22 protein-coding genes are annotated in these 23,625 nt (G+C 66.0%); 6 read left to right on the forward strand and 16 right to left on the reverse strand.

Features of this window, described 5'->3' with window-relative positions; translation table 11 throughout:
- On the forward strand, positions 1-432 hold a 432-nt coding region (locus tag QOH60_RS15665), incomplete at its 5' end, for an MOSC domain-containing protein (RefSeq protein ID WP_526421916.1).
- A 29-nt stretch (positions 433-461) separates the two neighbouring features.
- Here the strand turns inward: QOH60_RS15665 and QOH60_RS15670 are convergent.
- Entirely contained in the window at positions 462-869 is a 408-nt protein-coding gene (locus QOH60_RS15670; protein WP_526421918.1) for a nitroreductase family deazaflavin-dependent oxidoreductase, read from the reverse strand.
- Between the two features lie 289 nt (positions 870-1,158).
- Between QOH60_RS15670 and QOH60_RS15675 the strand changes: the two genes are divergently transcribed.
- Positions 1,159-2,364, forward strand: coding sequence for a serine/threonine-protein kinase (locus tag QOH60_RS15675; RefSeq protein ID WP_526421920.1), 1,206 nt, complete (start codon positions 1,159-1,161; stop codon positions 2,362-2,364).
- A gap of 50 nt (positions 2,365-2,414) precedes the next feature.
- Here the strand turns inward: QOH60_RS15675 and groL are convergent, their stop codons facing one another.
- From groL to QOH60_RS15725, 10 genes are all read right to left on the reverse strand, one after another.
- Positions 2,415-4,028 carry a chaperonin GroEL gene (gene groL / locus QOH60_RS15680; protein ID WP_526421922.1) on the reverse strand — a complete coding sequence of 538 codons (1,614 nt, stop codon included), beginning with the start codon at positions 4,026-4,028 and terminating at the stop codon, positions 2,415-2,417.
- Positions 4,029-4,109: 81 nt separating this feature from the next.
- The gene (gene groES, locus QOH60_RS15685) at positions 4,110-4,412 is read right to left on the reverse strand and encodes a co-chaperone GroES (RefSeq protein ID WP_526421924.1); all 303 of its coding nucleotides are present in this window, start codon (positions 4,410-4,412) and stop codon (positions 4,110-4,112) included.
- A 185-nt stretch (positions 4,413-4,597) separates the two neighbouring features.
- Entirely contained in the window at positions 4,598-5,620 is a 1,023-nt protein-coding gene (gene tsaD / locus QOH60_RS15690; RefSeq protein WP_526421926.1) for a tRNA (adenosine(37)-N6)-threonylcarbamoyltransferase complex transferase subunit TsaD, read from the reverse strand.
- The gene (gene rimI, locus QOH60_RS15695; RefSeq protein ID WP_526421928.1) at positions 5,617-6,066 is read right to left on the reverse strand and encodes a ribosomal protein S18-alanine N-acetyltransferase; all 450 of its coding nucleotides are present in this window, start codon (positions 6,064-6,066) and stop codon (positions 5,617-5,619) included. The genes tsaD and rimI overlap by 4 nt, the downstream gene beginning before the upstream one ends.
- Positions 6,063-6,779: a tRNA (adenosine(37)-N6)-threonylcarbamoyltransferase complex dimerization subunit type 1 TsaB gene (tsaB, locus tag QOH60_RS15700; RefSeq protein WP_526421930.1), complete on the reverse strand. Its 717-nt coding sequence runs from the start codon at positions 6,777-6,779 to the stop codon at positions 6,063-6,065. Before tsaB ends, rimI begins: the two co-directional genes overlap by 4 nt.
- Positions 6,761-7,204 carry a tRNA (adenosine(37)-N6)-threonylcarbamoyltransferase complex ATPase subunit type 1 TsaE gene (gene tsaE / locus QOH60_RS15705; protein ID WP_526421932.1) on the reverse strand — a complete coding sequence of 148 codons (444 nt, stop codon included), beginning with the start codon at positions 7,202-7,204 and terminating at the stop codon, positions 6,761-6,763. The genes tsaB and tsaE overlap by 19 nt, the downstream gene beginning before the upstream one ends.
- A complete protein-coding gene (locus QOH60_RS15710) occupies positions 7,197-8,264 on the reverse strand; it encodes an alpha/beta fold hydrolase (RefSeq protein WP_526421966.1) in 1,068 nt (355 codons plus the stop codon). Before QOH60_RS15710 ends, tsaE begins: the two co-directional genes overlap by 8 nt.
- A gap of 142 nt (positions 8,265-8,406) precedes the next feature.
- Positions 8,407-9,570, reverse strand: coding sequence for an alanine racemase (gene alr, locus QOH60_RS15715; RefSeq protein WP_526421934.1), 1,164 nt, complete (start codon positions 9,568-9,570; stop codon positions 8,407-8,409).
- Positions 9,571-9,806: 236 nt separating this feature from the next.
- A complete protein-coding gene (gene gad, locus QOH60_RS15720) occupies positions 9,807-11,219 on the reverse strand; it encodes a glutamate decarboxylase (protein WP_526421936.1) in 1,413 nt (470 codons plus the stop codon).
- A gap of 15 nt (positions 11,220-11,234) precedes the next feature.
- The gene (locus tag QOH60_RS15725; RefSeq protein WP_526421938.1) at positions 11,235-12,656 is read right to left on the reverse strand and encodes an NAD(P)H-hydrate dehydratase; all 1,422 of its coding nucleotides are present in this window, start codon (positions 12,654-12,656) and stop codon (positions 11,235-11,237) included.
- A 242-nt stretch (positions 12,657-12,898) separates the two neighbouring features.
- Here QOH60_RS15725 and QOH60_RS15730 point away from each other — a divergent pair, with 242 nt between their 5' ends.
- Positions 12,899-13,303, forward strand: coding sequence for a DUF732 domain-containing protein (locus tag QOH60_RS15730; RefSeq protein WP_526421940.1), 405 nt, complete (start codon positions 12,899-12,901; stop codon positions 13,301-13,303).
- A gap of 16 nt (positions 13,304-13,319) precedes the next feature.
- Complete coding sequence (locus QOH60_RS15735) at positions 13,320-13,553, forward strand: hypothetical protein (RefSeq protein ID WP_526421942.1); 234 nt, start codon at positions 13,320-13,322, stop codon at positions 13,551-13,553.
- On the opposite strand, the gene QOH60_RS15740 is transcribed toward QOH60_RS15735, so the two are convergent.
- Positions 13,533-14,093, reverse strand: a complete 561-nt coding sequence (locus tag QOH60_RS15740) for a M15 family metallopeptidase (protein WP_526421944.1) — start codon at positions 14,091-14,093, stop codon at positions 13,533-13,535. The two genes, QOH60_RS15735 and QOH60_RS15740, sit on opposite strands and share 21 nt — an antisense overlap.
- Before the next feature lie 86 nt (positions 14,094-14,179).
- Entirely contained in the window at positions 14,180-18,277 is a 4,098-nt protein-coding gene (locus QOH60_RS15745) for a hypothetical protein (protein ID WP_526421946.1), read from the reverse strand.
- Between the two features lie 106 nt (positions 18,278-18,383).
- Here QOH60_RS15745 and QOH60_RS15750 point away from each other — a divergent pair, with 106 nt between their 5' ends.
- Positions 18,384-18,782: a TOBE domain-containing protein gene (locus QOH60_RS15750; RefSeq protein WP_526421948.1), complete on the forward strand. Its 399-nt coding sequence runs from the start codon at positions 18,384-18,386 to the stop codon at positions 18,780-18,782.
- Positions 18,783-18,785: 3 nt separating this feature from the next.
- Here QOH60_RS15750 and QOH60_RS15755 read toward each other — a convergent pair whose 3' ends face one another.
- Positions 18,786-19,187 carry a DUF6632 domain-containing protein gene (locus QOH60_RS15755; protein ID WP_526421950.1) on the reverse strand — a complete coding sequence of 134 codons (402 nt, stop codon included), beginning with the start codon at positions 19,185-19,187 and terminating at the stop codon, positions 18,786-18,788.
- Positions 19,188-19,545: 358 nt separating this feature from the next.
- Here QOH60_RS15755 and QOH60_RS15760 point away from each other — a divergent pair, with 358 nt between their 5' ends.
- Positions 19,546-20,355: a TSUP family transporter gene (locus QOH60_RS15760; protein WP_526421952.1), complete on the forward strand. Its 810-nt coding sequence runs from the start codon at positions 19,546-19,548 to the stop codon at positions 20,353-20,355.
- Positions 20,356-20,357: 2 nt separating this feature from the next.
- Here the strand turns inward: QOH60_RS15760 and QOH60_RS15765 are convergent, their stop codons facing one another.
- Positions 20,358-22,508 (reverse strand): alpha/beta fold hydrolase, encoded by a 2,151-nt coding sequence (locus tag QOH60_RS15765; protein WP_526421954.1) that lies wholly within the window; start codon positions 22,506-22,508, stop codon positions 20,358-20,360.
- 17 nt (positions 22,509-22,525) lie between these two features.
- Positions 22,526-23,605 carry a class I SAM-dependent methyltransferase gene (locus QOH60_RS15770; protein ID WP_526421956.1) on the reverse strand — a complete coding sequence of 360 codons (1,080 nt, stop codon included), beginning with the start codon at positions 23,603-23,605 and terminating at the stop codon, positions 22,526-22,528.
- Positions 23,606-23,625 lie beyond the last annotated feature (20 nt).

Consider the following 23,625-nt stretch of genomic DNA (forward strand, 5'->3'; position numbering starts at 1 on the left):
AGCCTGGCGACCATTGGCACGGAGGTCGGCGACGAACTCGACGTTCGCCGCTTCCGGCCGAATATCGCTGTAGCGCTGGACAATCCGGACGGAGAACTTCCCGAGACCCAATGGGACGGCGCTTACCTCGCGTTCGGCGAAGTCACGTTGAAAGTCTCGATGCAGACCGTGCGCTGTGTGGTTCCGAGTCGCGCCCAGCCCGGACTGGAAGTCAACCGGGAGATCACCCGGGCGGTGGCCGCAAAGGCGCAGAGGTGCCTAGGTGTGTACTGCGGCGTCGAGCGCGCCGGCACCGTCGGAGTCGGTGACCGCGTGACAGTCCGTGCTGTCGACTTGTCGCGCCCACGTCAATTGCTTGACGACGCCGCTCGGCGCACAAAGCGGCTCGCGTTCGGTCTCGCGACAGCGGCTGCGGACCGGCTCTCCCGCTGACAAACATCCCCGGAGTCGAGCGTCGATACTTAGGCGAGGTCTGCGACGAGCACACCCATCCGCCGCGAACCCATCCGCGCGATCCACGGCAGCTCATCGGTGCCGGCACCGGCGGGCACGATCCGCGGATTGGTGATTCGCAGGTCCTGCCCGGAGAGGCGCACATCGGCCTCGCCCGCGGACACCACGTTCTTCACCCAATTGGCATTGCCGTGACCCAAGAGGATCGCCAGCACACCCTTCTTGCGGTAGGCGTTCACGACCGTTTCATAGCTCTTGCCCGTCTTGCGACCGCGGTGTTTCACGACCGCGAACGTTGGCAGAAACCGGGCGATCCGCCGAACCGCGGGGTTCATGTACTTAATCTGTAGGCGGTCCACCCAGGCAGGGAACAGCATCGGCACTCCTGGGGAGCTGTTGGGATGATCCTTCGGCATGAGGGCTCCGTTCTGGTCGTGGTACGTCACCGTACCAAGCGGTACCTCACAGTACCAACGCACCTACTCCTCGGCAGAAGAGGTGAATCGGATGAGCAGATCGGCCAGTTGTTCCGCCTCGCCAGGCTCCATTACCGATACCAGACGCTCAGCCAGTGGCTCCGCGGCGACATGGGCGGAGTCGAAAAGCTCGGCCGGGCAGCAACATCGTCGACGGCCTCGTCAAATAAGCAAGTCCTAAACGTTTGGTGAGGGTTTGGGCGGGAAAGGACCGGGCAATCCACAGACGATGGAGGGTCCCGAGCTTCTCGGTGGCCGCTACGAACTGCGAGACGTCCTTGGTTTTGGCGGGATGGCCGAAGTACGTGACGGCTGGGACACCCGCTTGAACCGCGCAGTTGCTGTCAAGCTTCTGCATCCCGGTCTAGCCTCTGAGCCCGCGATCCGCGAGCGCTTCAGGGTCGAGGCGCGTGCCGCCGCGGCTCTGAACCACTCGAACATCGTTGCGGTGTATGACTACGGCGAGCAGGGCGCGACGTCCTACATCGTGATGGAGCGGTTGGCCGGCGACACGCTTGGAGACCAGGTCGCGCGGGGACCGCTGCCGCAGGCGCAGGTGTACGCGGCGCTAGAAAGTGTGCTTTCGGCACTTTCAGCTGCGCATGACGCCGGGATGCTGCACAGGGACATCAAGCCAAGCAACATATTGCTCGCCTCGGACACCGTGAAGGTCGCCGACTTTGGGATCGCCAAGACGCCTGGCGCCCGGAACACGACAACGGGTGAACTTGTCGGCACCCTGGCGTACTTGAGTCCAGAACGTCTGGCGGGCGAACCCGCATCTATCGCTGACGACCTCTATGCCGCGGCGGTCGTCGGGTACGAGGCACTCACAGGCCGCAAACCGTTCCCTGAAGAGGACGTAGCGCCGCTAGCCCGCGCGATTATCGAGAAGCAGGCCCCGCCCCTCGCGCGCCTACGTCCCGACGTCGAGCCGAACCTGGCCCTCGTGATCGAGCGAGCGATGTCGCGAGATCTATCGCATCGGTTCCCCAACGCGGACGCAATGCGGGCTCAATTGACAAGCGGCGGTGGGCGAATGGCGGCCAGCACTGTTCCGGTCATTTCGCCATCACGGCCATCAACCAGGATGCTCAGTACCCCGCTTGCTTCGTCAGGCGCATTCGCGGTCCCATCCTCCACCCGCAGATGGGCACGAGGACCCGCCCGAAAGGCGTTGGGCGCCGCCGCCGTACTCGCTGCCATTGCGGTCGCGACGCTGGCCTTCGCGTTCGACTCATCGACAACACCGCCCAGGAAATCGGAGCCTGTCAGCGTCAGCACAGCAGGACCCGCGCCCGTCACCGCGGCGGCGCCGGTTGTTCAACCTGCGCCGTCGTCGCCCGTAATCGAGCCGGCCACCATTCAGGAGACACCCGGCAACGGCAACGGAAACGGGAACGGGAACGGCAAGAAAAAAGGACCGAAGCACTGACTGACCAAAACACCGCCGGCTCCGTAACCGGCGGTGTTTTGTGTGGATCTCTAGTGGTGGTGATGGCCGTGGTGGTCGTCTTCCTCCTCGGCCGGCTTGTCGACGATCGCCGTCTCGGTGGTGAGGATCATCCGCGCCACCGACGCCGCGTTGAGCACCGCGGAGCGGGTCACCTTCACGGGGTCGACGATGCCGTCGGCCACCAGATCGCCGTAGGTCAGCGTCGCCGCGTTGAGGCCCTGGCCCTTCGGCAGGTCGGCGACCTTGTTGACTGCCACGGCGCCGTCCAGCCCGGCATTCGTCGCGATCCAGAACAGCGGTGCGCTCAGCGCCGCCGAGAACACATCAACGCCGAGCGCTTCGTCGCCCTTTAGCGTGCCGCGAAGCGTGTCGAGCGCACTGCGGGCCTGGACGAGAGCGGAGCCGCCTCCGGCGACGATGCCCTCCTCAACAGCGGCCTTTGCCGCCGCGACCGCGTCCTCGACGCTTTCCTTGCGTTCCTTCAGCGCGGTCTCGGTGGCAGCACCCACCTTGATCACCGCGACGCCGCCGGAAAGTTTGGCCAGCCGCTCCTCGAGCTTCTCGCGATCCCAATCGGAGTCGGTGGTCTCGATCTCGGCTCGCAGCTGCGACGCGCGGGCCTTGATGGCCTCGTCGCTGCCACCACCCTCGACGATCGTCGTGGTGTCCTTGGTGACGACGACGCGCCGGGCCGAGCCAAGAACGTCGAGGTCGACCTCGCGCAACAGCAGGCCGACGTCCGGGTTGACCACCTGGCCGCCGGTGACGATGGCCAGGTCGTCGAGGAACGCCTTGCGGCGGTCACCGAAGAACGGCGCTTTCACGGCGACAGCCTTCAGCGTCTTGCGGATCGCGTTGACGACGAGTGTCGAAAGCGCTTCGCCCTCAACATCTTCGGCGATAATCAGCAGCGGCTTGCCTGACTGCGCAACCTTCTCCAAGAGAGGCAGCACGTCGGGCAGCGAGCTGATCTTCTCGCGATGCAACAGCACCAGCGCGTCCTCGAGCACCGCCTCCATCGCGTCGAAGTCGGTGATGAAGTACGCCGACAGGAAGCCCTTGTCGAACTGGACGCCGTCGGTGATCTCCAACTCGGTGTTCAACGTCGACGACTCCTCGACCGTGACGACGCCGTCGTGGCCGACCACGGTCATGGCCTCTGCGACCATCTCCCCGACCTCTTCGTCGCGCGACGACACCGTCGCCACCTGAGCGATCGACTTCTTGTCGGTCACCGGCGTCGCCGCGGCCAGCAACGCGTCGGACACCGCGTCCGCCGCCTTGCCGATACCCGCGCCCAGCGCGATCGGGTTCGCACCCGCCGCGACGTTGCGCAGCCCACCCTTGACGATCGCTTGCGCCAGCACGGTGGCGGTGGTGGTGCCGTCGCCTGCGACGTCGTTGGTCTTGGTGGCCACTGACTTCACCAGCTGAGCACCCAGGTTCTCGAACGGGTCCTCCAGGTCGATCTCGCGGGCGATCGTCACGCCGTCGTTGGTCACCGTCGGGCCGCCGAAGGCCTTGGCCAGCACCACGTGCCTGCCGCGTGGCCCAAGCGTCACACGCACCGCGTCGGCCAGCTTGTCGACGCCGGCCTCCATCGCGCGCCGCGCGGTCTCGCTGAACTCAATCTGCTTGCTCATATGAATCTTTCGTCTAGACGTGAACCGCCCCGGCAATCCGCCGCTGTTACGCCGTGGATCGCCGGGGCGGAATCACTGTGCTTACTTGTTGACGACTGCCAGCACGTCGCGGGCCGACAGGATCAAGTACTCCTCGCCCCCGTACTTGATCTCGGTGCCGCCGTACTTGCTGTAGATCACGACGTCGCCCTCTGACACGTCCAGCGGAATCCGCTTGTCGCCGTCCTCGTCCCAGCGGCCGGGGCCAACTGCGACGACGGTGCCTTCCTGCGGCTTCTCCTTGGCGGTGTCAGGAATGACCAGACCGGATGCGGTCGTGGTCTCGGCCTCGTTGGCCTGTACGAGGATCTTGTCCTCGAGTGGCTTGATGTTCACCTTCGCCACGATGTGAGCCCTCCACTTATTTCTGGGTGCCGGCCGGGTCTTTCCCGAGCCGGCTCGTTGTTCGGCATTACAGGTTTCGGCATGCGCTACCGCCGTTTGCGTCGTCGTCGCGGGTGCCGACCCAAGAAACAGCGCGCCTGCCACCTAGCACTCTATACATGCGAGTGCTAGCACTCAAGCACGGCCTAGGACACCTGAGAGCGAACAACCGGAAGCCCCGGATCGGCGGCGGCGTTCAGCGACGACGGGCGCGCCCCGGCCGCGATCAGATGCGCCGCCAGCGATGCGATCATCGCCCCGTTGTCGGTGCACAGCCGCGGGCGTGGCACCCGCAACGTGAGCCCGGCCGCTGCGCATCGGTGCTCAGCCAGCTCCCGCAACCGCGAGTTCGCAGCCACCCCGCCGGCGACGAGCAACGTCTTCACGTTCAGCGCCTCGGCGGCGCGCACCGCCTTCGCGGTCAGGACGTCGGCGACCGCCTCCTGAAAACCCGCCGCCACATCTGCGGGGTCGGCGTCGGGGTGGCGATGAAGGTAGCGCGCGACGGCCGTCTTCAGCCCGGAGAAGCTGAACGCATATGGGTCGTCACGCGGACCGGTCATGCCGCGCGGGAACGTCACCGCGCTGGCGTCACCCGTGCGGGCGAGCTCGTCGAGCGCTTTGCCGCCGGGGTAGCCCAGACCCAGCAGCCGAGCCACCTTGTCGTACGCCTCCCCCGCGGCGTCGTCGACGGTGCTCCCCAGCTCGACGACAGGCTCACCCAGCGATCGCACGTGCAGAAGGCTGGTGTGCCCACCGGACACCAGCAGCCCGACGCACTCTGGCAGCGGGCCGTGCTCGTAGACGTCGGCAGCCAGATGACCGCCCAGATGGTTGACCGCGTAGAACGGCACATCCCAGGCGGCCGCGTACGCCTTCGCCGCGGCGACACCCACCAGCAGTGCGCCCGCCAGGCCCGGCCCAATCGTCGCGGCGACCGCATCCGGGCGATCGATCCCTGCCGCGTGTAACGCGCGACGCATCGCAGGCCCGAGTGCCTCAAGGTGGGCGCGGGACGCAATCTCGGGGACCACACCGCCGAAGCGGGCGTGCTCGTCGACGCTGGACGCCACCTCATCGGCGAGCAGCCGCACCTCGCCCGTGTCGCTGAGCTCGGCGACCCCGATTCCGGTTTCGTCGCAGGAACTTTCGATGGCCAGGATTTTCATGATGCGCTCCGCCGCATCGTATAGGCGTCGGCGCCGCTGATGCGATAGTACCTTTTGCGCAGGCCGATCTGGACGAATCCAACGCTTTCGTACAGCCCGATCGCGGCGGCGTTGTCAGTGCGCACCTCGAGGAAAACCGTTCCGCCGTGGGCGAACTCGAGCAGCCGGTCGAGCAGCTGGCGCCCGATTCCTTGACCCTGGAACTCTGGATCCACGCCGATGGTGTGGATCTCGTATTCGTGTGGCGGGAGCAGCCCGAGGCGAGCGATGCCTGCGTAGCCCACCAACGCTTGCTCGTTGCGCGCCGCCACATAGAGCGTGCTCCGTGCCGCCAGTGCAGACAGGAATGCCGACGCGGGCCACGGGTCGTCGCCTTCGAAGAGCCGCGCCTCCAGGTCCTCGCACCGGTTCGCATCGGCACGGGTGAGCTTGTCGATGACGATCACGACGCGCCCCTAATTCCCCCGTCGCTTCGCTCTACCCCCGCGTTCCGTTCGGCAAGCGTCTTCGCGTCTGGGCGCCGCAGATACAGCGGTACCAGCGGCTCCGGTGCGACTACCCAGTCGTCGACGGCGCGCACCAGCCCGATCGGAGTCGGCGACTCCGCATCCAGGCGCGGCACCGGAAACTTCTCCGCTTGCTCCCGCCAGCCGGCGATCGCGTTGGCGCCCTCGTGCGGAACGTCTGTCGGCGCGCTGACCGCCGGACCGTCGGTGCGGACGCCGTCGTGGTAGCGCGCCCAGTACACCTCGCGTCGGCGCGCGTCGGTGACGACCAGCACGTCGCCACTTGTGACTACTCCGATCGCATCGAGGCTGCACACGCCGTACACCGGGATGTCCAGCGCGTGTCCAAGGGCCGCCGCGGTGGCCATGCCGACCCGCAGACCTGTGAACGGCCCCGGCCCGCAGCCCACCACCACGGCGTCCACGTCGCTCATCGTCAGCTCCGCGTCACCAAGCGCCGCAAGGATATTCGGCGTGAGCGTCTCCGCGTGGCCTCGCGCATCGACGGTGACGTGTCGCGCCAGCTCACGGATGCCTGCATCGTCGCGGCGGACCACGCCGGCCGTCACCGCTGGCGTCGCCGTGTCCAGCGCCAACACTGTGCGCTTTCCTCTTCGCGCAAGCGGCTCATCGGTCACGTGCTCCACTCCCATGTCGCGGTGCGCACCTCGGAATCGTCGTCGTAGCGCAGTCGCACATCAAGGTGGCGCTCGGAGAGCCGCTCGGCCAGGCCCTCGCCCCACTCGACGACGACGACGGCGTCGGCCAGCTCGGTGTCGAGGTCGAGTGAGTCCAACTCGGCGAGCAGATCGGCGTCGTCGAGCAGCCGGTACATGTCGACGTGCACCATCGCTGGGGCGCCAGTCCGCCGCGCGGGATGCACGCGCGCCAGCACGAACGTCGGAGAGATCACCGCGCCGTCGACGTCCATCGCTTGCGCAATTCCCTTGGCCAGCACTGTCTTTCCCACACCGAGCGGGCCCGTGAGAACCACGACGTCGCCGGCTCGCAAGTCGGAGCCCAGCTTGGCGCCCAACGCGAGTGTGTCGTCGGCGGTGGGCAACCGGGCGCTATCCACTGCGGCGGACCTTGTCCTTCAGCCGTCGTGTCAGCGCGATCAGCTTGGACGGAGTCGCCCGCTCCACCAGACTGACGAGCGCGTCGTTGACAACGTCCGGGCGCTCCAGTTCGACGAGGTGCCCGGCGCCCGCAACAATCACCAGCTCGCCCTTGGGCAGCGCCACGGCCATGTCCCGCGAGCCGCTCACCAATGTCAGCAGATCCCTGTCACCGCAGACGACCATCGTCGGGATCTTCGCCAGCACAGCGAGTCCCGCCCGCTCCTCATGCACCTCGAGTGCGTGCAGGAACTCCACCATCGTCTCGACCGGCGTGTCGTGAATCATCCTCTCCGAGAACGCCACAACGGACGGGCTGACATCGGCATCACCATAGGCCGCCGCTCGCAAGACAGGCCCGATCACGGCGCGCGCGGAGCCGCGCGCCCCATGAACCAGCTTAGGCGAGTGTCGCGTGGCGAACCGAACGGCCTCCAACGCGGGGTTCTTCAGGATCTCGCCCAGCGGCGAGCGTGCGACGCCTTCTGCCGCCGTCGAAATCAAGCCCGCGCCCACCACGCGAGAGCCGTAGTGTTCAGGGAACTGTCGCGCGTGCGAGAGCACGGTCATCCCGCCCATCGAATGGCCGACGAGGACCACAGGACCGCGCGGAACCATGGTGTTCAGAACGCTTTCCAGATCGCGGGCGAGTTGCTCTACGGTGTACGTCTCGATCGGCGCGCGGCCGGACTGGCCGTGGCCGCGCTGGTCGTAGAACACCATCCGGACCTGGTCGCCCCATTCTTGCTCGAGACGTACGCGTTGAAAGTGGAACGCGCCCATGGACATACAGAAGCCGTGCGCGAACACGACAGTCAGTCCGGCATCGGCAGGGCCGACTTCGCGAACGGCCAGCGGAACCCCGTCGGCGGCGGTCACCACACTGGCACGGTCATAGTCGAGAAGCGTGAAGTCCTCTGCGGCATGAGGATCGTCGACGATGTGGTGGGCGCGTATCGAGCGCGCGGCCGAGACACCGGCGACCGCACCGACGGCGGCTAGGCCCGCAACACCGGCCATCCAGCGCGGATCCTTGGCTCGTCGCCGCCGCGGCTGTTCGCCGCTGGCCAGTCGCGCGAGTTTCTCCGCGTTCGTGACTGCGGAGCGCGCGAGCCTTTCATCGATGCGCTCCGCACGTTTGGCGCGGCGTCTGGACGAGCGCTCACTCACCGGCACCGCCCCCACGGTAGACACGGACGACGCGACCGCGTGGCAAGGTCACCACCTCGTAGTGGATGGTGTCGAGCAGATCGGCCCACTCCTGCGCGGTCGGCTCGCCGTCGGAGCCGGGCCCGAAGAGAATCGCGGTATCACCTTCTCGCACATCGGTTTCGCCGGGGCCGAGGTCGACGAGGAACTGATCCATGCAGATCCGGCCGACGCTCGGTCGGCGCTTGCCATTGATCAGCACGTCAAATCTGCCGCTCAATATCCGCTGCACGCCGTCGGCGTATCCGATCGGCATCAGCGCGAGCGTGGTGTCGTGCTCGGCCGTCCAGATGTGTCCATATGACACGCCTTCACCCGCACGAATCCGCTTCACCAGGGTCACAGGGCATCGCAGCGTCATCGCCGGGATGAGGCCCATCTGGCCGCGCTGCGGGATCGGGCTGAGGCCGTAGACCGCGATGCCCGGCCTGATCATGTCGTAAGCGAGGTCGGGCCGTGACATCGCCGACGACGAATTGGCAAGGTGGGCAACCTCGTAGCGCACCCCTGCTGACCGCGCCTGAGCAATCGCATCCGAGAAGCGTTGCGCCTGAAGATTGTTGGTCGGGTGGTCCGGCTTGTCGGCATAGACCATGTGCGTCATCAGCCCTCGCACCGTGACCGCCTCGTCGGCCTGCGCGCGCACCAGAGCGTCAAGCATCCCCGGGTAATCGGCCGCGCTGACGCCGTTGCGGTTGAGGCCGGTGTCGATCTTCACCGTCACGGCGGCAGCCACGCCGGTCTGGCGCGCGGCGTCGATCAGCTCGGACAGCTGACGCACCGACGACACCGCGATCTGCACATCGGCCCTCAGCGCGGGTGCGAAATCGGTGCCTGGCGGGTGCAGCCAGGCCAGGATCGGTGCGGTGATCCCGTCGCGGCGCAATGCCAGCCCCTCGTCGACCGTTGCCACGCCGAGCTCGGAGGCGCCGGCGGCCAGCGAAGCCTGCGCAACGCGGGTGGCGCCGTGCCCGTAGCCGTCGGCCTTGACCACCACCATCACGGCCGCCGAACCCGCGTGTTCGCGCAGCACGCGGACGTTATTGGCGATCGCGCCGAGATCGATCACTGCCTCGGCAGCGGGCGTCAGCGACGTCGCGAGCGGTATCGAAGACATAACCCAGCGATTCTCCCAGAACGCCTCGGTGTTGCGCTTTCGGCCAAAGATTGATGGGGACGATCCTCATTCACGGATGGGCCGCCTCTCGCGCCTCAACCACAACTCTGGTCACTGAAAAACACGGTGTTGCCCGCGCCCACCTCGCAGCGAGGTGGACACCGAGGCAGCGTCTTCGCCAGTCACGGGAGTGACTGATGTGACGACGTGACTGATGTGGCGCTCGTGCAGGACGCTCAGTGCGCGAAGTGGTGCAGGTAGTTGAAGTGCCCGCCGGGCTTGAGCTCGTCGAGCTGCTCCATCACCTTCCTCAGGTCCTCGCAGAGCGATCTGGCCAGGTCGGCGGAAAACCCTTCGCGGACAACGATTCTCAGCACCGAGATGTGTTCAGCACCTTCGGGCATCGTGTACGCCGGCACCTGCCAGCCGAACGGCCGCAGCCCTGCCGACACGTCGAACTCGGTGTAGCCGAAATCGCCGGCGAGTCGGAAGGCCACCACCGGGATGGCCGATCCGTCGGAGATCACCTCGAAGTGCTTACTTTCATCCAGCCGATCGGCCACCCAACGAGCGGTGTTCGACAGGCACTCCATCACCTGGGTGTACCCGCCGCGGCCCAGCCTCAGGAAGTTGTAGTACTGCCCGACGACCTGATTACCGGGGCGGGAGAAGTTCAGGGTGAACGTCGGCATGTTGCCGCCGAGGTAGTTGACGCGGAAGACGAGCTCCTCGGGCAGCCAGTCACTGTTGCGCCACACCACGAACCCGATGCCGGGATACGTGAGGCCGTACTTGTGGCCGCTGACGTTGATCGACGCCACCCGCGGCAGCCTAAAGTCCCACTCGATCTCTGGGTGCAGGAAGGGGACGACGAACCCGCCGCTGGCGGCGTCGACGTGCACCGGAACGTCGTGCACTCCGATCTTTGTCCCGTCGCTTCGCTCGCCCTGGCCGCTGGCCAGCTTGTCCAGCGCAGCACAGATCTCCTTGACGGGCTCCAGCTCCCCGGTGAACGTGGTGCCGAGGATGGCGACGACCCCGATGGTGTCCTCGTCGACCGCGTCGAGCACCTGCTCGGGCGTGATCACATACCGGTCCTCGGCCATGGGCAGATACCGCGGCTCGACCTCGAAATACCGGCAGAACTTCTCCCAGACCACCTGGACGTTGGACCCCATCACGAGGTTGGGGGTGCGCGTCTTCCACCCGTCCCCGACGCGCTTCTTCCACCGCCACTTCAGTGCCAGACCGGCGAGCATCACCGCCTCGCTGGAACCGATCGTCGACACCCCGATCGCGCTGTCGGGATCGTCGTCGCGCAGGTTCTCGGCGTGGAACAGATCGGCCACCATGCACACGCAGCGTTGCTCGATAGCCGCGGTGGCCGGGTATTCGTCCTTGTCGATCATGTTCTTGTCGAACGTCTCGGCCATCAGCCTCTCGGCCTGCGGGTCCATCCACGTCGAGACGAACGTCGCGAGGTTCAGCCGCGAGCTGCCGTCGAGCATCAGTTCGTCATGGATGAATTGGTAGATGGCCTCTGGATCCGATGCCTCGTCGGGAAGCCGCAGAGACGGAATCGGCGTACACGCGAGCCTGCCCGTGTAGGCCGGAGTGATCGCAGATGACGTATATGAAACGCGGGGCATAACAAGTCCTTTCGATTACAGAGCGGCGATCGCCGAGCGGATGTGGGCGAGAATGCGCGACGCCGACGTCGGCGCCGGATGTGGGCCGGGATCGGCGGCGGACAGGTACGCAGCCCTGGCGTGGACGAACGCGGCCGCAGCAGCGGCCTCCACGGCAGGCAGTCCGGCGGCGAGCAGCGCACCGATCACGCCAGACAGCACGTCACCGGATCCCGCTGTCGCCGCCCATGATTGGCCCGCCGGATTCAGGTAGACCGGACCGTCGCGGTCGGCGATGACGGTGACGTTGCCTTTGAGAAGGACTGTCGCGCCGAACTCCTCGGCGAGCCTGCGGGTGGCGTCGATCCTGTCATCGCCCGGCGGCGCTCCGGCGAGCCTCGCGAATTCGCCTGCGTGCGGGGTCAGCACCGTCGGCGCCGACCGCGAACTGAGTGAGTCGGGATGGGCCGCGAGGATGGTGAGCGCGTCGGCGTCGACGACCACGGGAAGGTCTGTGCCCAGCGCGAACCAGAGCGCTGCGGCGCCCGCTTCATCGGTGCCCAGGCCCGGGCCGACGACCCAGGCTTGCACCCTGCCCGCAGACTCGGGCGTCGGCGACGCGATGACCTCGGGCCAGTGCGAAAGCACCTGTGCTGCAGCGCTTCCCGCGTAACGAACCATCCCGGATGTGGCGGCTACCGCGGCTCCCGTGCACAGCACCGCGGCCCCGGGGTATGTCGCGGAACCTGCGAGGACGCCCGTAACGCCCTGGGTGTACTTGTCGTCTTTCGGTCCGGGCCTCGGCCATCGCGTGGAGACGTCGTCGGCGTCGAAACCGAGAAGGTCGGTCGCAGGAAGGTCCAACCCGATGTCGACGAGCTCGACCCGTCCGCAGTCGCCGAGCGCATGCACGGGCTTGAGGCCGCCGAATGTCACGGTCAGCGCGGCGTGCACGTGCGGGCCGGGGGCCGCGCCGGTGTATACGTCGATGCCGCTGGGGATGTCAACGGCCACGACAGGGATGCCCGCTTCGTCGACGGCGGCGAAGATCTCGGCCGCGGCCGGACGCAAGGGGCCGGATCCGGAGATCCCGACGACACCGTCGATCACCAGATCGGTTGCGGGCGGAACAGATTCGAGGATGCGACCGCCCGATCGGGTGAACGCAGCAAGGCCCTTCTTGTGCGCTTTCTCCGGGTTCAGCAGGACGGCCGCGGCATCCGCGCCGCGGCGCAGCAGAAACGTCGACGCCCACAGCGCGTCGCCGCCGTTGTCGCCGGACCCCACCACCGCGCAGACCCGGCGTCCGGCAACCCCGCCGGTGCGTGCGGTGAGTTCCCGGGCGACGGCGACCGACAGGGGGTACGCCGCTCGGCGCATCAACGCACCGTCGGGCAACCTGGCAAGGAGCGGAGCTTCCGCGTCACGGATCGCGTCGACCGTGTAGTACCTCCGCACGCCAACACGTTACGTCGACCGGACCGGCAGATGCGGTAAGCGCCCCCGCCGGGAAAACTTGAGATCGTCGCATCCGTCGCGCACAGTGGGCGGGTAGCACGCGCATAGGGTCCGAACCTTTATCCGACCGTGTTGTAAACGTGACTGTTGTAAAGCAGTGTTCTCAAAGTGACGTAAGCGCAATAAGCGCACTTCTGAGAGTGGGGATGGGAATGGCGGAACGTAACAGGTCTAAGTGGGCAATGTCGGCGCGTGCGCTCACGGCCTCCGTCGGCGTGACGGCCGCGGCTGCGCTGTTCGCGGTCCCGGCACACGCCGACAGCACCAGCGACGCGTTCCTGTCAGCGCTGAACAGCGCAGGGGTCGGCTACGGCGACCCGGCAAGTGCCGTCGACCTCGGCCAGCAGGTCTGCCCGATGCTCTCTGAGCCCGGTGGGTCCTTCGCGAAAACCGCGTCGACGGTCGCCGGCCACGATGGCATCCAGGCCGACATTGCCGGGTTGTTCACCAGCATCGCGATCTCCCAGTACTGCCCACAGATGATGGGCAACTTCGCCAACGGCGACTTCTCCCAGGGCGCCGGCATCCTCAACAGTCTTGGCTTCCTTCCGGGGCTGTCGGGACTTTCCGGTTTGGCGGGCCAGTAGCGGGTACAGGCCGAGCATGTCCTCACACGATCTGCTCGACGAGCTTCTCAACATTGAACGCGGCGGCTGGGAGGCACTTAGCAACGCCACCGGCGACAAGTTCTACGGCAGCGTCATGACCGACGACGGGCTGGTGGTGCTCGCGAACGGTTCAATCATGGACCGTGAGGCGGTCGTGAACGCACTCGGTCAGGCGCCTGGCGCTTTATCAGCAGACGGCCGTTTCGTCCTAGCCGGCGGCGTTGGGTAGCAGCGCCGGGCAGTTTCCCTGCGCATCTGCGGCGAGTTCGAAGTGCCATAGCTCGTTCGCATAGATCCGGCAGAGCCCGAAGCGGGACCCGTTGTTGATGAGCCATCGATCGGCGCCCGCACCGCCGACATCGACGGCCTCACCGGTGACATGCTTGGACATGTCCGGGGTTTGCACGTACTTTCGTGCTGCGGCGAGGCTGCCGTAGGTCTGCACGGCCTGGTCGAGCAGCCGCTGCTGGAACTCCGGCGAGCGCCAGCCCGAGTTGATGGTCAACGTGATGCCGGCCGCCTTGGCCTGGGTCGCAGCGTTCTGGACGGCCCTCAACAGAGCCGGGTCGAGGCGCCCGACCGCCGGGTTTTGGACGTCGAACGGGGTCAGGGTGACTCCGTCGGGCACGGAACCGTCGCCTTGGGCGGCGGGAGGGTCCGCCGGGACGATTTTGTCGGCGAGCATGATGTGTGGTTCCGGCGGATCAGGCACCTGGAGTACGCCGGCCGCGATGGCTGCGGCCGCGACGACCAAGGCAACCGATCGCACGCTGGATCTCCTCACACGCAGTTTCGATCCCGATGAGGGACCCATTTTATTGGTCGGCGTATCGGCCGGCGTCGCCGCGTCTGCCGTCAGTCCCACGGCCCGGCAGGTCCGGTGATCCAGCTCTGCGGGATCTTGCCGGCCTGGAACGTCTTCAGCAGCGTCGTCAGTTGCCAGTAGGTGGCATCGCGCGCCTTGAGGAACTTGATGTGGATGTGGGTGAGCAGCTGCACCTGCTCGAACATCACGTCGAGATCGGCGGTCTTCTGCAGGGTGGCCAGCACCTGTTCGGAAGACTTCTCCAGCTCATCGGTAAGCCCCTTCACCTTGGTGATCATGCCTTCGGCGTCGGCGGCGATCTTGGCCTGCAGAGATGCCGCATCGTTGCCCGCAACCTTGGCCCTGGCGTAAAGCAATTTGAAATCCCACTCCAGGTTCTCGAAGGCACCGACCGTGACCTTCATCTCCGCCAACCCCATGTTGGCCATCGACGTCATTCGGTCGCCGTACTTGCCGATGCTGCGCATGGCCGCGGCGATGTCACCCGCGGTCGTGGCAGCTTCCAGATCCTCCACCGCGCGACGCAGATGGGGCATCTGGTCGATCACCGCGCTGTGCCATCCCGGGGACAGCATCTGGCCCTCCAGCTCGATGGCAAGCGTCGCCTCGCGCTCCACCGCGTACTTGCGCACCGCACCGTATGACGCGTACGCGCCGGGCGACGCAGCGTTGATTTGCGCCTGCCGGTCGGCAATCGCCGACGCGATCCGCTCGCTGGATTCGTAATCTTTGCGCGCTAAAGCCTTTTCGAAGCCCTTATGCAGGCGATCGATTTCGGCCTCCGCCACTCGGATGTCCTCGGGCGAGAGCAGCTTGACTCCGCCTTTGATCTCGGGAACACCGAGCCGCTCCATCCGTGCCCGGACCGAGGCCTCGAGCTGCTTGTTTCCGCTGGCCACCGCCTGGGACAGTTCGTTGTTCCAGATCAACTGGCGCTCGACGCCGGCCTGGCGACGAGCCACCTTGGTACGCAACGTTTCCGGCAACTTCTCGTAGAGGAACATGCGCCGGGGATCGGTGAAGAAATCCGCGTAGAGCAGGGAATGCAACTGGTCTACCGACATCCCGGTGCGGCCGGAGAGAAACGAGATCACCTTTGCCCGGTTGGCGGTGGCGTTGCTGCCCAGGAAGTTCCAGTCGAAGTCGTTGTCGAACGATCCAATGGTTCCCGTGCGGATCGCCTCGCTCTCGGACACCAGCCCTCGAATCTCGCCGCCGAGCACGGTATCTCGCCAATACAACAGCTTCTGGCCGGCGCCCGACGGCTTGGGCAAAGTGGCGGCCAGTGTCTTCCAGTCCATGTTGGCCGCCTTCAATGCCTCGGCTGGGCCCATCTCCTCGATCGCACGCGACATCAATTTCTCCGCCTCGGCGGGGGCAAGCGAGGCGAGCTTCGAAAGCTGTTGCGCGAGTTCAGTGGTGGCTGTCGACGTGACGGCCGTGCCCACCGGTCGGGAGACGCCGCCGCCGACATGTTGCGACCAGTCCACCTTGATGCCGAAGCGGTCAGCCTCGGCGTCGAGGAACTTGCGGTAGTCCGGGCCGCTGCCCGGCGGCTCCAGCGCGTCGAAATGCACCCTCCGCGGCTTCTTGGTGATCGGGTCCTCGAACTCCAGCCAGAACGGCTGATCGGCCTTCGGGTCGTAGCCGAACGTGCTGTATCGCGGTTTGCCGGTTCCCGGGTCGGCCCACCTGATCGTCGACGAGACCTCGGTCGACGGAAGCGCACCGTGGCGGGTATGGGGTTCCATCAGCACATCCCAGTCCTCTGGTGAGGCGTAGCGGTTGAGCTGCCAGTCGACGCCGGACGACGGGTGATAGTGCTCTACCGAATGCCATCGTCTGCCGGCGAATTCGGGGTCGGCCTTCCAGTCGGTCCCCACGAAGCCCCGATCGCCCTGCACGACAACGTGCTCGCCGTTGTCGAGATCGCGCCACACCCCGGCCTCTCGGGTCGGGTCCTCGAAAAGGGATTTCTCGTAACTCTTTTTCGCGTCCTCGGGACCGAGCCCGTAGTGCACGAGGCCTTCCGGATAGTCGTCAGTGGCCTCCTTGACGACCTTGCGCGCCACGCGCGGTGTGTAGCCACGCGGCGGTCTGCCCTTGACCGATGCGGCACCGGCAGACGGCTTGGACCGCATGTGCTCGGTGATGCGCCGGCCCGTCGCCGAGTCCTCGCCGACGTAGATCAGCAGCGAGTGCGGCTGGACGCCGGCGCGCCGAGCCGCGCCTTCCACGCCCAGTTCCCCCACTGCGCGCTCGACCACCTTGGCCGCCTCGGCGTGGCTCACTTCACCTGAACCGACCCGGCGCACAAGGGCTTCCAGCCCGACAATGTCCGCTGCCGCGGCACCCTTCAGTGCCATCTCGGGCACTAGTCCGGCCCTGGCGGCCTTGACCCAGTGCTTGACGGGGCCTGCGACATCCACGAATGCGAAGGCGGTCTGAAGAATTGCGGCAAGCTTCGCCGCTTCCACCTGGCCCGGATACACCAGCTCGGTCTCTTCGCTCATCTCACTGCCCGCAGCTGCGGCCAGCGTGTAGTACTCGTCCCACGCCTTGTAGGTCTGATATCCGGTGAGGCCTGCGCCGACTGTTGCCGCGAGGAAGAAGGTGGCGCCGCCGGCGGTGGCCAGCTCGGCGACGAGGAAGGCTGCGGCCGCGAGCGTCGACAAGCCGATATCCTTCCAAAACTCGGCGCTTTCGTAGTGCTCAACTACTTGCTTGGCGACGTGCGTGTGCACGGGGTTGGTCCACGGCATCCCGCTGGGACCCTTGTGCATCCCCTTGACCAGCTGGTCGTGAATTGGCTTGAGCTTCAACCAGAACTCGTCGTCGTCCCGCAGCTTGGGGATCGTCTTGACGATGTTGTTCTGTACTTCCTGCAGCGTGCTGCCGACGATCGCTTTGGCCTGCCGGACGTCCGCGTTGGACAACGCCTCGAGGTTGCCCGCCTGCTTGGCCGCGTACACGGCGGGATAGTCGTTCATGAATTTCGCCACCTGAGTCGACAGCGCGTCGTAGGTTTCCTTGACCGCGGCGTAGCTCTGCATGGTGAAGGGCTGGTATTGGGGCGAGTCCGCCGACTGCGGATCGGTTCCCGGGATGTAGGCGACGATCGGATCGCTGCCCATGTACAGCATGATGCGGACATCACCGGTCAGCGGGTGCGCGGGCTTCTCATTGGGATTGAAGGCGTCCGGACGGCGGTATCCCTCGGTCTTTTCGTCGGTTATCCAGCCGACCGGCACGGTCGTCAGCTCCTCAAGAGCCTTTTCCGCCTGGACCGTTTTCTTCGCCGCGTCGATCATCGCGGCGAGCTCGAATTCAGCCTGCGGTGCGGCGTCGCTGGCAGATCCCTTGGCTGCCCCCGGAGCCGCAGCAGGGCCTGTTAGTCCAACCCGTGCCATTTCGTCGCGCACCAGGCTGGCATTCTTCGAAAGATGCGAATTGGCAGTCGCTTTGACGTCGGACTCCCAAGATGTGCGGATCGCTTCCAGCTGTGGAAGTGCGGCGAGGCCCGGGACATGGCTGTAGCCGTACTTGAAGACGTCCATATTGTCCGAAGCAATCGGGATGAGTTCGGTGCCAAAGCTTTCCCATAGGACCGTGATCAGGGCCGGGTCGAATCCCCGTGGCGCCCCGCGCACATTGGCCATGCTCATCACACGGATCATCCAGACGCGCTCTTCGTGGGTGGCCTCTTTGTAGGCGTCGCTGCGGACTACCTCCATCATTCCGCGTACCAGATCCCCCCCGTCTGTGATCTTCTTGAGCGCCGCGACCTTTTGTCGTGTCTCTCCGCTCTTGGTGTCGACGATGTCGGGCGGGAAAACTTTGATCGGCCGGTCGCGCTGCACCACCGGGTCGAGCAGCCGCTGCACCGAGCGGTTGCCGGTTGCGGTCTGAAGGTCGGTCATCAGCCTGGCCCGTGCGCCAGGCTCGGCATTGTTCAGCACTGGACGCACCGCATCGGGTGCGAGCGCGGTCACGCCCACCGAGAAGGTCGACGACGGTGCGCCATTCTCCTGTTCTTGGACGGAGTCGCCGCCCTTCTTGGGCTGACGCGGCCTGGGCCGTGGCGGCCGCCGCCGAGGGCGGCCGGGCGGCAACTGATCCGCGGCCATGCTCCGAGCCTGCGGGCATCGTGACCGTTGAACCAGTTCGTCGCGGCCGACTCCTGAGGCAGACTTGGCTGCCCGATCGGGCAGGCATGGATGGCAGGATCGTGCTGTGTCAAGCTTTCGAATCCGCGAGGCAGCCCAGCTGCTGGGGGTCAGCGATGACACGGTCCGGCGTTGGATTGATCAGGGCTCGTTGCCGGTCGATCACGACGACGCGGGCCGGAAAGTGATCGCAGGCAAGGCGCTCGCGGAATTCGCCCGCAGCAAGGCGGGGCCGGTGGCGGAGAATCCCCTCGGTGTCGCCAGCTCGGCACGCAACCGGTTCGTCGGGCTCGTCACCAGGGTGGTGACCGACAAGGTGATGGCCCAGGTCGAAATGCAGTGCGGGCCTTTCACTGTCGTATCCCTGATGAGCGCCGACGCCGTTCGTGAACTGAATCTCGAACCCGGCGTCATTGCTGTCGCGGTTGTCAAGGCCACCACGGTCATCGTGGAAACCCCGGGATGAGAATCAAGCCGCGGCCTTCACGGGCTTGTTGACGCCCGCCGAGACCACGAGCACGGCCAGCGCGAGGGCCACCAGCAAAAGGGCCGGGACGTCACCTGCAAGATGTCCCATGTGGTGCCCGGGTGCGAAGGACTGCACTGCCATGATTGCCGCATGCACGACGCTGGACACGATGGCGAACCAGATAAGACTCAGATTCGCCTCGGGCTTTCGCGCCGCGTTCAGTAGAAATACGCCCAGCGTCGCGTACACGCCGACGATCATCATGAAGTACATGGAGTCGTGCGGCGCACCGTGATGCCATGCCCAGCCCGACGGCCAAACCAGAGCCAACGGATACAGGCATATACACGCCAAGCCTGACACCACGAGTGCGACCTGCAAGAGTTTGTATGAGGATGGCATGATCCCGCTCCAATTGTGATTCCGTTGCCTTCATTACGCCCCCAGCGTCGCACTGAGGCAGCTGGCCGCGAATCCGGTGGCCCACCTAGTTATTGGCGCGAACGTCGATGAATCTCAGCGGGCTAGCTCGGGCACGCTGACACGACGATCAGACCGCCGCCGTGGTTGGCCAGCGCGAAGAACTTCGTTCGACACCACTGACGCGGCTCGCAGCTCGTCGGGCGTAAGCCTTGGGTAGTAGGCCCGGCTCTGGGATCTCCTGTGTGACAACATCAGCGTGGAGGACGGACGCGGAGGTGCCAATGACCGAGCAACCGGCACTCCTTGCCGAAACACCGGATTCGGCCAAGCAGGCGCGGTGGCGGACTTCGGAGCAGTCGCGCGCGTGACCACCGTGGGAACGGGATTGCTCAGCTTCGCCGCGGGCATGGCAGTGGCCACCCTCACCACACCAGTCGGGATATCAGGTGCGGTCTTTCTGCTGCCGATACAACTCAGCCTGCTCGGCGTTCCAAGTCCCGCCGTAACACCCACCAATCTGTTGTTCAACGTGGTCTCAATCCCGGGCGCGCTGGCGCGTTATCGTCGGCATGCGCCATTACGCAGCACCCTGACAACTGTTCTGCTGATCGGAACGCTGCCCGGCGTCATTCTCGGAGCCATCGTCCGGGTGCTGGTCATCCCCGGTCCGCAACTCTTTCGGTTGTTGGTGGCCGGCCTGCTCCTTCCACTGGGTATCTGGCTGTGCCTGCGCACCTTTCAGACACCGTCACCGCGACCGCAGACTCAACTATCGAATTCGTGCATCGTGACACTCGCCTTCGGTGTCGGGGTGGTGGGCGGCATCTACGGCATAGGCGGCGGTTCATTGCTCAGCCCGATCCTCGTTGGGCGCGGGTTCTCGCTCTCCACGGTGGCGCCGGCCGCACTCACCTCGACATTGCTCACTTCCGTCGCCGGCGCAGCCACCTACCTCGTCCTGGCCATCACGACGGCCGGAGATCACATCGCCCCCTACTGGATGATCGGTCTCATGGCCGGACTGGGAGGTTTGTGCGGAGGCTACCTCGGGGCCTACCTCCAACCTCACCTGCCAGAACGAATGCTGCGTGGTGCACTTGGAATCACTGCGATAGCAACGGCAGTCGTCTACGCAACGCAGAGCTGACTTCAGAGGAGTTCGGCGAGCATGGCCGCGGCGCGTGCGGCCCCGTCCGTTTCGACCGGCTTGAACGACGACCGTCCCGAGATCTGCGCGGCGACGGCCTGTGCCAGCCGATCGGGATCGGCGGCCTCGGCGTAGCTCATCGCGTGCCCGGCGCCGTACCGTTGCAGCCGGTGCCGGACGTGGAAGTTCTGCTCGAAGTGATGTTCAAGCGGCACGAAGATGAACGGCGTGCCGGCCGCGGTGAGCTCCATACACGTACTCAGGCCGCCCTGGACCACGGCGACATCGCACGCGGCAAGGTACTGGTCGAGGTCGGGGACGAAGCCGCGCACCCGGACTCCAGCTCGTCGCGGCAGTGACGCCGGGGCGATCCGTGGCCCCGTGACGATCAGGAAATGCAGCTCGGGTACCAGCCGACGAGCGATCGGCACCGCATCAAGTATTCGGCGTAGTAGCGACTCGCCAACGGACGTCCCTCCGACGGTGACCACGCAAAGTCGGTGATCCGATTGCACGCCAAGTCTTTTCCGCAGCACCTGGCGTTCGGGTGCAGACGGCGGCAACCCGCCGACGACATAACCCGCGAACTCGAAGTTCCGCTCGGTCCACTCACGGATGCCCGGCAGCCCCGGACCGAATCCGTCGGACACGACGTCATCAGGGTTGCCGACGAAGATGGAGCGGTCCCGCATTCGTGGGAAACGGGCTCGGTGCTCGATCATCTCGGTGTTGTAGTCGGCGGCGAGGGCGGCCTCGGCGTCTCCGCCGTCGGGCATCGGGAGGTAGCCGACGAAGTCGGTCATCCAGGCGAACATGAAGCGTTTCAGTTCGGGGTTCTCATGCAGGTAATAGTCGACCTCCCACGCCTCGTCGCCGATCACCAGATCAGGCATGTCGGTGCGAATCACCTCGTCGAACAGCATGAAGTTGGCGATCAGAATCTCGTCCATTCGGCGCAGCGCCTGAAAGGCGTGCAAGTCGTGCTCCCCCGCCTCGGCCTCGATGTGCCCGGACTCGTTGAGCAGATGACGCGACGCCGGATGAACGCATTCGCCTGCGGCTTCGAGCACCCGCGTGACAGGGTCCTGCGCGAGCCACTGGATCTCCAGATCCGGTTGTGCGCTTCGTAATTCCTGTGCGATCGCGACGTCGCGGCGCGCGTGTCCCAAACCGATCGGCGAGCTCAGGTAGAGGACGCGCCGTCGTCGTCGCAGCGCGCGGGTCCAGGTGACCCGTTGCGCCGGCGGCGGATCCACCGCATCGACGAACTCGCGGATCAGACCGTTGATACGCACCGGGTCACGGGCCGGGAGCCCGTGGCCGGCGTGCTCGAGCAGTGTCAGCTGTCCGCCGGTGAGCTCGGCGAGACGTTCCCCAATGCTAAACGCGCGCAACCGATCCTCAGTCCCGTGGACCACGTGAACCGGGCATTGCACCTTCGGCGCGATGTCGTCGAGGAGCTCGATGGGCTGCTCGGCGCCAAGGCGCGCGGCCGTGGTGTCGACGAACGTTTGCGCGTCGGTCTCGGCCGACCACGCCATGGCGTCTTCGATCTGCTTGGTGGAGTGCGGCTCCGAGAACATCTCGGTGAAGTAGAACCTGCGGAAATCCTCGAGATCGCCGTGCAGCCAGTTGTGCCGGGTGTACTTCTGCCAACCGCGCGGGGTGTCGAAAACGTTTTGCCAGCGGGCAAGTTCGACATCCGGCCGGGTGATCTCCAGCCCGCATGCGGGCGCGATCGCCATTACCCCGTCAACCCGCTCGGGATGGGCTGCGGCCAAGTGCACCGCCCACGTTGCCCCGCAGGAAAACCCGACCACTACCGCCCGGTCCGTGTCGGTGGCATCGAGAACGGCGAGCGCGTCGTCGGCGAACTCGCGATCGGCAAAGGCCGCGGCGCCCCGTGGTCGGCTGGATCGGCCGGCGCCGCGACCATCGAAGGTGACGACGCGGTAGTGGCGGGCCAGGAAGGCCACTTGGGCTTTCCAGAATCGGGACGGCACCACCGACCACGTCGGCAACAACATCACCGTCGTATCAGCGTCGCCGTACACGTCCCCGTTGTAGTAGACGTCAAAGTGCAGCGAGACGCCGTCGCGACTCGCTGCACCCGACCTGTCCGGTTTCCGGGCGGGCCGCTGTTCGGCCGTCACCCACTCATCGTCGTCCATCAAGGGCGGACTTCAAACACATTGTTGAACGGGGTCTGGGCCGCGATCCGGAAACGGGTGAACCCGGCCGTCGACACGACGTCGCGGATGCGCGCGGGGCCCGCTTGCGTTCCGAGCGCCAGACCGACGGGCTGCGACAGTGACGACGGCGTGCACAACAGCGTCGAGAATCCGTAGAAGGTCCGGCCGACCGGGTTGAGATTGTCCTGGACGTGGTCGCCGGCGGCGGGCTCGACGATCATCCACGTGCCGTCCTCGGCGATCACCTCGCGGACGTGACGGGCGGCACCGACCGGGTCGCCCATGTCGTGCAGGCAGTCGAACATCGTCACCAGGTCGTACGGGCCGCCGCCGAAGGCGTCTGCGTCCGCAGTTTCGAATTCGATGCGCGATGTCCATCCCGACTGGTCCGCGCGGGTGCGCGCCGTCGCAATCGACCCTGAATGACAATCGGTGCCACGCACGCGCGCCTTCGGGAAGGCTTGGGCCATAAGGATTGTCGACGCACCGTGGCCGCAACCGACATCGGCGACCGCGGCACCGTTGGCGAGCTTCTCGACGACACCGTCGAGCGCGGGCAGCCACTCGGAGATCAGGTGTGCGTTGTAGGAGGGCGCGAAGAACCGTTCGCACCCCATGTGCACGTCGGAGTTGTGGTCGCCCCAGCTCACCCCGTCACCGGTGCGCGCTGCGTCCATGATGCGCCCGGAGTCGCACACCGTTCCGTGCGCGGTCTGGAACAAGCCGGTGACGAACGCGGGGCTGGCCTCGTCCGTCAACGCGACGGCGTGTTCGGCCGGCAACTCGTAGCGGGCGGTCGACGCGTCGTAGGTGACGAACGATCCCGCGGCCTGTGCGTTGAGCCATTCGCGGGCGTAGTGCTGATCGGTGCCCGTGCGTTCGGCCAGTTCTGCGGCGGTGCTGGGTCCGTTTTCCGCCAGGCTGCGGTAGTAGCCCAGGCGGTCACCCATCACCACCAGGGCGCCGTTGAGGACTGCGCCGACCTCCTCGACCGCCTTGAAGACGAACGCCATCAGCTTGTCCGGGTTGACCGCAGGTGCGGACGTGGTGTGTGTCATGAGGTGTCCTTTCTCGACGC

The organism is Mycobacterium sp. (genome assembly GCF_032159765.1).
Classification (GTDB): domain Bacteria; phylum Actinomycetota; class Actinomycetes; order Mycobacteriales; family Mycobacteriaceae; genus Mycobacterium.